The organism is Streptomyces sp. DH24, from assembly GCF_029813775.1.
Classification (GTDB): domain Bacteria; phylum Actinomycetota; class Actinomycetes; order Streptomycetales; family Streptomycetaceae; genus Streptomyces.
This window is the reverse complement of record NZ_JARVKW010000062.1, coordinates 19140-28591: the sequence shown is the minus strand read 5'-3', so window position 1 is coordinate 28591 and position 9452 is coordinate 19140. Positions and strand designations below refer to the sequence as shown.

Annotated in this window: 3 protein-coding genes; 1 reads left to right on the top strand and 2 read right to left on the bottom strand. The window is 72.7% G+C overall.

The window, feature by feature from the left end; genetic code table 11:
* Nucleotides 1-40: 40 nt before the first annotated feature.
* Both QC282_RS30580 and QC282_RS30575 read right to left on the bottom strand, forming a co-directional pair.
* Nucleotides 41-238, bottom strand: a complete 198-nt coding sequence (locus tag QC282_RS30580) for a ferredoxin (protein WP_279552842.1) — start codon at nucleotides 236-238, stop codon at nucleotides 41-43.
* Nucleotides 239-243: 5 nt separating this feature from the next.
* The gene (locus tag QC282_RS30575; RefSeq protein ID WP_279552841.1) at nucleotides 244-1467 is read right to left on the bottom strand and encodes a cytochrome P450; all 1224 of its coding nucleotides are present in this window, start codon (nucleotides 1465-1467) and stop codon (nucleotides 244-246) included.
* Nucleotides 1468-1773: 306 nt separating this feature from the next.
* Here QC282_RS30575 and QC282_RS30570 point away from each other — a divergent pair, with 306 nt between their 5' ends.
* Nucleotides 1774-9450: a non-ribosomal peptide synthetase gene (locus tag QC282_RS30570; RefSeq protein WP_279552840.1), complete on the top strand. Its 7677-nt coding sequence runs from the start codon at nucleotides 1774-1776 to the stop codon at nucleotides 9448-9450.
* Nucleotides 9451-9452: the final 2 nt, after the last annotated feature.

Sequence of the window (9452 nt, the reverse complement as noted above, 5' to 3'; positions counted from 1 at the left end):
GAGGGTGCCGGACCCGCGGCCCGGGGGACGGGGTCGGGGCTCAGCCGTCGGACATCCTGATGGCCTTCGACGGGCACAGGTGCTCGACGACCTTGCGGGCGTCGTCGGCGGCGGGGCCGGACGGCGACTCGGTCAGCAGGATCACCAGGCCGTCGTCCTCCTGGTCGAAGACGGACGGGGCGTGCAGCGTGCACAGCCCGGCCCCGATGCAGCGGTCGCGCTCGGCGATCAGCTTCATGCCGCTCACCAGCCGATGTTCAGCTTGTGCACCGGCGGCAGGCCGTCGATCAGCTCGATCGGCTCGTCGCTCTCGACCAGGTGCAGGTTCGGGAAGCGCTCGATCAGGCTGGTCAGGCACAGCTCCAGCATCGCCCGCGCGACGTGCTGGCCCAGGCACTGGTGGACGCCGTAGCCGAAGGCCAGGTGGTCGCGGGCGTCGCGGTGGATGTCGAAGACGTCCGGGTTCTCGTACTTCGACGGGTCGCGGTCGGCCAGGCCCTTGAGGACCAGGATGCCCTCGCCGGCCTTGATGGTGACGCCGTCGATCTCGACGTCCTCCAGGGCGACACGGGCGATGATCTCGTCCACGAGGCTGTAGTAACGCAGCACCTCGTCCACGGTCTTGGGCATCAGCCGCGGCATGTCGGCGCGCAGCTCCGCGAGCTGCTCGGGGTTCTCCACCAGCGCCTGGATGCCGAGCGCGATGCGGTTCACGATGAACTCGTAGCCCGCGAGCAGCAGCATCTTGGTCATCAGGGTCAGACCGTGGTGGTCGAACTCGTCCGTCTTGCTCGCCCGGCCGATGAAGTTGCCGAGCATGTCGTCGGTGGGGTTCTGCTGCTTCTCCGTGACGAGGGCCGCGAAGTACTTCATCAGCTCCTCGTTGGCCGCCAGCTTCTGGTCCATCGTGTAGGAGTGGCGGGTGCCCACCATGATGGCCGCGTTGCGGGTGAAGATGTCCCGGTCGCCCTCGGGGATGCCGGCCAGCTCACAGATGACCTGGGCGGGGAACGGCAGCGCCAGCGCCTGGACCAGGTCGGCGGGGCCGCCCTCGGCCTCCATCTTGTCCAGGTAGTAGTCGATCAGCTCCTGCATGCGCGGCTTGAGCTTCTCGGTGGCCTTGATGGTGAAGTCCGGCAGCGCCATCTGGCGGACCCGGGTGTGCCGCGGCGGGTCCATGGTCACCAGCAGGTTCTTCGCGTCCCGCGCGATCATGTCGAGCAGTTCCTGCGGCGCCGGGAACCGGATGGGGAACGTCGGGTGCGGCTCGACGCTGAAGCGGTTGTCGGCCAGCAGACGCTGGATGTGGTCGTGCTGCGCGACCAGCCACGCCTTGCTGCCGGACGGCATGGTCACCTGCGTCAGCGGGCGGCCTTCCGGCAGTTGGTCGTACTCGGGCAGCAGCGGGTTGGGCCAGCCGCGAGGGGCGACGGGGCACGTCGCCACCTTGTCCACAGCGTCCGTCATGACGTTACCCCTTTAATCTGTACGAGGTCATTTCCTGCGGGCCGATCCTAGGGACGCCCCGGCAATGCACGGAGCCGCTTGCCGCTAGCTGCAGACGAGCCGACGCGAAGACCCCGAATGCCCGGGGGCGGGAGCCGTTTCCGGAAAATGCACTGGCCCGCGACAACGTTTATCCGGTCGTGTATCCGTTGAGCCAGTACATCGAACACCAGTCGCTGAACCCCAGTTGAGCGAAAGCCGCTGTGCCGGCCTTTCATGCCCTGACCGAACACCGGATCGGCCTGGCCCGAAGAAAACAGAGGACAGATGTCTGACTCGTCAGCCACGGTTCTGCCACTGACCGCCGGCCAGGCCGGAATCTGGTACGCACAGAGCCTGAGCGGCCCGAACGCGACCTTCCACGCCGCCCTCTACCTGGACATCGCGGGAGCAGTCGACCAGCGGCTGTTCGTGTCCGCCATGCGTCAGGTCGTGACCGAGACCGAGGCGCTGCGCGCCCGGTTCACCGACGACGGCACCGGCCCGGTACAGACCGTCGAGCCGGTCGGCGACTGGGACCAGCAGCCCCTGCACGTCCTCGACTTCTCCTCCGCCGAGCACCCGCAGCGGGAGGCCGAGGCCTGGATGTGGGCCGACGCCGACACCCCGGTCGACGTGTGCGAGGGACCGCTGTACCGGTTCGCGCTCATCAAGGTCGCCGACGACCGCACCCTGTTCTACTACCGCTACCACCACGTGGTGATGGACGCCTTCGGCGCCAGTCTCGTTGCCTCCCGGCTCGCCGAGATCTACACGCGGCTCGTCGCGGGCGAGGACACCACCGGCGACGCGCTGCCGCCGCTGCGCGAGCTGATCGACGACGAGACGGCCTACCGGCAGTCCGCCGCCTTCCAGGCCGACCGGGACTTCTGGACCGCGGAGTTCGCCGACACCCCGGCCGTCGCCAGCCTCGGCGACCGGCCCACCGCGCTGCCCCACCGCCAGGTGCGCGGCAGCCGCCACGTGCCGCCCGAGACCGGCGCCCGGGTCCGCGACGCGGCCCGCACCGTCGGCGTCGGCTGGCCCGCCGCCGTCCTGGCCGCCCTCGCCGCGTACACCAGCCGCGTCACCGGCAGCAACGACGTCGTCATCGCGCTGTCCGTCGCCGCCCGCTCCACCGCCGCCGGCCGCACCGTGCCCGGCATGGTCTCCAACGTCATCGGCGTACGCCTGAACGTCCGCCCCGACATGACCGCGGGCGAACTCATCCGGTACGCCCACCGCCGCATGCGCGAGACGTCCAAGCACAAGCGGTACCGCTACGAGGACCTGCGCCGCGACCTGAAGCTGCTGGGCTCCGACGGCCGGCTGCTCGGACCGCGCGTCAACCTGCACGTCGTCTCCGCGCCGGTCACCTTCGCCGGTCACACCGCCACCCTGCACCCGCTGACGGCCGGTCACGACGACGACTTCTCCCTCATCGTGGTCGGCGAGCAGGACGGCGGCTTCCGCCTCGACCTGTCGGCCAACCCGGACGTCTACGGCTCCGGCGCCGCCGAGACGCACCACCGCCTCGTCACCCGGCTGCTCGGCGAACTCGCCGCCCACCCCGACCGCCCGATCGGCGCCCTCGACGTCGTGGACGACGAGCTGTTCACCCGGCTCGTGGACGACTGGGGCGGCGCCGCCGCCCAGGCCCCGCAGGGCGAACGCACCACGATCACCGAGCGGTTCGCGAAGGTGGCCGCCGCGCACCCCGACCGCACCGCGGTCGTCTCGCCCGTCGCCGGCGACCGCCGCACCCTGACCTACCGCGAACTCGACGAGCGCTCCAACCGGCTGGCCCGGCTGCTCCTCGCGCGCGGCGTGCGGCGCGGCGACCTCGTCGCCCTGGCCGTGCCCCGCACCGTCGACCTGCCGGTCGCCGTGCTCGGCGCCCTCAAGGCGGGCGCCGCCTACCTGCCGATCGACCCCGACTCGCCGGCGGACCGCGCCGCCTACATCCTCGGCGACGCCGCCCCCAGCGCGATGGTCACCGCCACCGCCGACCTCCTCGCCCGCCCCTCGGGCGACGTGCCGGCCGTCGTCCTGGACGACCCGGACACCACGGCCGCCCTCGCCGCGCTGCCCGCCGCACCGGTCCGGGACGACGAGCGCGGCGGCGCCCCGCTGCCCGACCAGGCCGCCTACGTCATCTACACCTCGGGCTCCACCGGCCGCCCCAAGGGCGTCGTCGTCGCCCACCAGAACGTCATCCGGCTCCTGGACCGCACCGAGAAGTGGAGCGGCTTCGGGCCCGACGACGTGTGGGCGCTGTTCCACTCGTACGCCTTCGACTTCTCCGTGTGGGAGATCTGGGGCGCCCTCCTCAACGGCGCCGCCCTCGTCGTCACGCCCTACGACGTCAGCCGCTCCCCGCACGAGTTCCTCAAGTGCCTCGCCGACGAGCGCGTCACCGTCCTCAACCAGACGCCGTCCGCGTTCTACCAGCTGATCCAGGCCGACCAGGACGACCCGGCCACCGGTGACCGGCTCGCCCTGCGCTTCGTCATCTTCGGCGGCGAGGCCCTGGAGTTCGGCCGGCTCGCCCAGTGGTACGCACGGCACGCCGAGGACGCGCCCCGCCTGGTCAACATGTACGGCATCACCGAGACCACGGTGCACACCACCGAGCGGATGCTGACCGCGGCCGACGCCACCGTCGGCACCGGCAGCATGATCGGCCTCGGCATCGACGACCTGCGCCTGTACGTCCTCGACGCCGCGCTGCGCCCCGTCCCGCCCGGCGTGCCCGGCGAGCTGTACGTCTCCGGACCCGGCTGCGCCGACGGCTACCTCGGCCGCCCCGACCTCACCTCCACCCGGTTCGTCGCCGACCCGTTCGGCCCGGCCGGACAGCGCATGTACCGCTCCGGCGACGTGGTGCGCTGGCCCGTCGACGGCTCGGCCGAACTGGAGTACCTGGGCCGCTCCGACTTCCAGGTCAAGATCCGCGGCTACCGCATCGAGCTCGGCGAGATCGAGTCCGCGGTGCTGCGCCACCCCGACGTCCGGCAGGCCGCGGTCGTCGTCCGTGAGGACAACCCCGGCGACAAGCGCATCGTGGCGTACGTCGTCGGCCCCCGGGTGCCGGACGTGACCGAGCTGCGCAAGCACGCGGCGGCCGAACTGCCCGACCACATGGTGCCGTCGTGGTTCGTGCAGCTCGACGCGCTGCCGCTGACCACCAACGGCAAGCTCGACACCCGGGCGCTGCCCGCCCCGGACCTGGCCGCCGGCTCCGGCGGCCGTGCCCCGCGCACGCCCGAAGAGGAGATCTTCTGCGGCCTGTTCGCGGAGATCCTGGGCGTCCCGTCGGTCTCCATGGACGACAACTTCTTCGACCTGGGCGGCCATTCGCTGCTCGCGACCCGGCTCGTCAGCCGCATCCGCGCGGCCTTCGGCGTCGAGCTCGCCATCCGCACCGTCTTCGAGGAGCCCACCCCGGCCGGACTGATCTCCTGGCTCGCCGGCACCGGCAACGTCCCTCAGGCCCGCCGCCCGCTCACCGTGATGGACAAGCCGGAGGAGATCCCGCTGTCCTTCGCCCAGCTGCGGCTGTGGTTCGTCGACAAGATCGACGGCGGGGCCGGCACGTACAACATCCCGCTCGTGGTGCGGCTGAAGGGCTCCCTCGACCGGGAGGCGCTGCAGGCCGCGATCGGCGACGTCGTCGCCCGGCACGAGAGCCTGCGCACCGTCTTCCCCGACCGGGACGGCACCCCGCGCCAGCACATCCTGCCCGCGAGCGAGGCGACGCCGGTCATGGGCGTGACCGAGATCGCCGCCGAGGAACTCGCCGACGCCATGGCCGAACGCGCCGGCATCGGCTTCGACCTGGCCACCGAGGCGCCCGTGCGCGCCCACCTGTTCAGCGTGGCCGAGGACGACCACGCGCTGCTCATGCCGGTGCACCACATCGCCGGCGACGGCTGGTCCCTGGTGCCGCTCACCCGCGACCTGCAGACCGCCTACACCGCCCGCGCCCAGGGCAAGGCCCCCGACTGGCAGCCGCTGCCGGTGCAGTACGCGGACTACACGCTCTGGCAGCGCGAGATCCTCGGGGACGAGGACGACCCGCACTCGGCGATCTCCGGTCAGCTCGCGCACTGGAAGCAGTACCTGGCCGGGCTGCCCGACGAGGTCACCCTGCCGCCGGACCGGCCCCGTCCGGCCGTCGCCTCCTACCGGGGCGAGACGCTCCGCTTCGAGCTGCCGCCGGAGGTCTACCGGCAGCTGCTGCGGTGCTCGCGCGAGTACGACGTCAGCCCGTTCATGGTCGTGCAGACCGCCCTCGCGGCGCTGCTGAGCAAGCTCGGCGCCGGCGACGACGTGCCGCTCGGCATCTCCATCGCGGGCCGCACCGACGAGGCCCTCGACGACCTGGTCGGCTTCCTCGTCAACACCCTCGTCATGCGCACCGACCTCAGCGGCGACCCGGAGTTCGCCGACCTGCTCGGCAAGGCCCGCGCCGACGGCCTGGCCGCCTTCGCCAACCAGGACCTGCCGTTCGAGCGGCTCGTCGAGGCCGTCAACCCGCAGCGGTCGGCCGGCCGGCACCCCCTGATCCAGATCGGTCTCGGCTTCCAGAACAACGAGACACCGGTCCTCGACCTGCCCGGCCTGGACGCCTGGATCGAACCGGCCATCACCCACACCGCCAAGCTCGACCTGCTCTTCGACTTCCGCGAGGTGCGCGGCGAGGGCGACACGGACGACCACATGGTGTGCGCCGTCGAGTACGCGACCGACCTGTACGACCGCTCCACCGTCGAACTGCTCATCAGCCGCCTGGTCCGGATGCTCGACGCCGCGACCGCACGGCCGGGCAGCAGGCTGAGCGAACTGGACGCCCTGGACGCCGAGGAGCGCCGGCGCATCCTCACCGACTGGAACGGCACCGAACGCGCCGTCCGCACCGACACGCTGCCCGAGCTGTTCGCCGACCAGGCCGCCCGCACCCCCGACGCCACGGCCCTGGTCGCCGGCGCCGAGGAACTGACGTACGCCGAACTGGACGCGCGGGTCAACCGGCTCGCCCGGCAGCTCGTCGCGCACGGGGCCGGGGCGGAGGACCGGGTCCTGCTGGTCATGCCGAAGTCGGTCGACCTGGTCGTGGCGGAGCTCGCCGTGGTCGCCGCGGGCGCCGTGTTCGTGCCGGTCGACCCGGGCTATCCGCGCGAGCGGGTCGCCTTCATGGCCGAGGACTGCGCGCCCGCCCTGCTGCTGACCTGCGCCGCGGTGGCGGACATGGCGCAGGAGGTGCTGCCCGGCACGCCCCGGCTGGTGGTCGACGACCCCGCGACCGCCGCGGAGATCGCGGCCCGCCCGGCCGCGCGGCTCACCGACGCGGACCGGCACCGGCCCGCCTCGGTCGACCACGCCGCCTACGTCATCTACACCTCCGGCTCGACGGGCCGCCCCAAGGGCGTCGTCGTGACCCACCGGGGCATCGGCAACCTGGCCGCCGCCCAGATCGAGCGGTTCGCGATCCGCCCGGACAGCCGGGTCATGCAGTACGCGACGCCCAGCTTCGACGCCGCGGTGTCGGAGACCTGCATCGCCCTGCTGCGCGGCGCCGCCCTGGTGCTGCCGGTCGACTCCGGCCTGCTGCTCGGCGAGGCACTGGCCGGCTTCCTCACCGAGCACCGCGTCACCCACGCCACGATCGCGCCGGTCGCGCTGACCGGCCTGGACCCGGCCGCGGTACCGGCGGACCTGGTGCTGACGGTCGCCGGCGAGGCGTGCCCGGCGGAGCTGGCCGGCATCTGGTCCCGGGACCGCCGCATGATCAACGCCTACGGCCCGACCGAGACCACCGTGTGCGCCACGATGAGCCAACCGCTCTCGGGCGCCGCCGTCCCGCCCATCGGCACCCCGATCGCCAACGCCCGGGTGTACGTGCTGGACGCCCGGCTCAGCCCCGTCCCGGTCGGTGTCCCCGGCGAGCTGTACGTGGCCGGCGTCGGACTGGCCCGCGGCTACCTGGGACGGCCGGGACTGACCGCGGAACGGTTCGTCGCCGCACCGTTCGGCGGGCCGGGGGAGCGGATGTACCGCACCGGCGACGTCGTGCGCTGGCGCCCCGACGGACAGCTGGAGTTCGTCGGCCGCGCCGACGACCAGGTGAAGCTGCGCGGCTTCCGCGTGGAGCTGGACGAGATCGCCGGCGTGCTCACCGACCAGCCGGAGGTGGCCTCCGCGGCCGTCGTGATCCGCGAGGACCGGCCCGGCGACCGCAAACTCGTCGGCTACGTCGTGCCCGCCCAGCCCGACGGCGAGGCCCGCGACCTCGGCCTGGAGACCGACCAGGTCGACAAGTGGCAGGTCATCAACGACGAGGTGTACGGCGCCGCCGAGCAGGAGGGCCCGCCGCTCGGCGAGAACTTCGCGGGCTGGCACAGCAGTTACGACGGCAGTGTGCTGCCCGAGGAGGACATGCGCGCCTGGCGCGCGGCCACCGTCGAGCGGATCATGGAACTCCGGCCGCGCCGCGTGCTGGAGATCGGCGTCGGCGCCGGCCTGATCATGGCGCCGGTCGCGCCCCACGTGGACCTGTACTGGGGCACCGACCTGTCCGGCACGGTGATCGAGACGCTGCGGCGGCAGACCGCGGCCGACCCGGTGCTGGCCGACCGCACCCGGTTCACCGCGAGCCCCGCGCACCTCCTCGAAGGGGTGCCCGCCGGGACGTTCGACACGGTCGTCATCAACTCCGTGGCGCAGTACTTCCCGAGCGTCGACTACCTGACCGACGTCATCGCCAAGGCGTTCAGCCTGCTCGGCGACACCGGCGCGGTCTTCCTCGGCGACATCCGCGACCTGCGGCTGCTGCGCTGCATGCGGGCGGGCGTCCACCGCGTCGAACACCCCGACGACAGCCCCGCCGCCGCGCGGTTCGCGGTCGACCGGGCGGTCGAGCGGGAGACCGAACTGCTCGTCGACCCGGGCCTGTTCGACACCCTCGCCGGCGTCCTGGACGGCTTCGGCGGCGCCGACGTCCGGATCAAGCAGGCCACCTACGACAACGAACTGAGCCGCTACCGCTACGACGTGGTGCTGCACAAGCGGCCCGGCGCGGCCGTGTCGCTCGCCGGGGTGCCCGCCGTCGACTGGGACGAGACCGGCGGCCTGGCCGGCCTGGCCGCGCGACTGCGCGACGAACGCCCGGCCGCGCTGCGCGTCACCGGCGTCCCCAACGCCCGCCTCACCCCCGACCTGGCGGTGGTCGCCGAGATCGACGGCGTCCCGGTGCCGGACGGGGTGGACGTCACCGCCCTGACCGAGACCGGCTCCCGCAACGGCTACCGGGCGCTGGTCACCTGGACGCCCGACGTCGCCGACGGCCGGCTGGACGCGGTGTTCGTGCCGGACACCGGCGCGGACGAACCGCAGCCCGCCTACCGGGACCTGTACCGGCCGGGCACGGCCCCCGAGCGGTACGCCAACGACCCGCTCGCGGGCCGCAAGGACGGCGCACTGATCACCGGACTGCGCGACGCGCTCGCCGCGCGCCTGCCCGACTACATGGTGCCCGCCGCGCTGGTCGTGCTGGACGCGCTGCCGGTCACCCCGAACGGCAAGCTCGACCAGCGGGCGCTGCCCGCCCCCGACCTGGCCGCCTCCGCCTCGCAACTGCAGCCCGCGACCCCCGAGGAGGAGACCGTCGCCAGGATCTTCGCCGAGGTGCTCGGGCTTCCCCGGGTCGGCGCGGAGGACGACTTCTTCCAGCAGGGCGGCGACAGCATCGTCTCCATCCAGCTGGTCAGCAAGGCGCGGGCCGCGGGGCTCGTCCTCACCGCGCAGGACGTGTTCGCGCACCGCACCGTGCGGGGCATCGCGGCAGCCGCCACGCGGACGGCGGACGGCACCGGCCCGGCGGACCCGGCAGCCGCCGGGGAGTGGGACGTCCCCCTGGTCTCACAGGACGAGCTGGACCGGTTCGCCTCGGATTGGAGCGTTTAGTC

What these genes read in the sequence shown, in the direction of transcription:
- QC282_RS30580 (WP_279552842.1), bottom strand. Translation starts at nt 238, where the DNA reads ATGAAGCTGATCGCCGAGCGCGACCGCTGCATCGGGGCCGGGCTGTGC.
- QC282_RS30575 (WP_279552841.1), bottom strand. Translation starts at nt 1,467, where the DNA reads ATGACGGACGCTGTGGACAAGGTGGCGACGTGCCCCGTCGCCCCTCGC.
- QC282_RS30570 (WP_279552840.1), top strand. Translation starts at nt 1,774, where the DNA reads ATGTCTGACTCGTCAGCCACGGTTCTGCCACTGACCGCCGGCCAGGCC.